The organism is Neisseria sp. P0021.S006 (assembly GCF_051956895.1).
Genome location: NZ_JBQCWZ010001227.1, coordinates 1 through 458, shown reverse-complemented (window position 1 = coordinate 458; position 458 = coordinate 1). Strand labels below are relative to the sequence as shown.

The 458-nt window shown below is 43.2% G+C and carries 1 protein-coding gene; it reads left to right on the top strand.

Features of this window, described 5'->3' with window-relative positions; translation table 11 throughout:
• Positions 1–458 (top strand): hypothetical protein (locus ACTHUM_RS19610; RefSeq protein ID WP_440403954.1); only part of this gene is annotated, 458 nt, incomplete at both ends.

Sequence of the window (458 nt, the reverse complement as noted above, 5' to 3'; positions counted from 1 at the left end):
AACCACCACCAAACCCCCCAAACAAACAACCAAACACAAAACACCAAAAAAAACACCACACACACCCCCCCCAACAAAAACACCCCCAAACACAACCCCACACACAACAAACACCACAACACCCCCAAAACACAACCACCACACAACCACACACACCAACCCGAACCCAACACCCAACAACACACCAACAACAACACCAACACCCACCCCAACCCCCCCACCAAACACACAACACCCAAACCACCCAAAAACAACACAAACAAAAAAAAACAACACAACCACAAACCCAACCAAAAAACACACAAACAAACCACCAAAAACCAACGACATCCACCCATCCACCCACCCACCACACACACCCAACACCACCAACAAAAAAAACAACACAAACCCCAACAACCACAACACCACCAAAAAAAAAAAAAAAAAAAAAAAAAAAAAAAAAAAAAAAAAAAAAA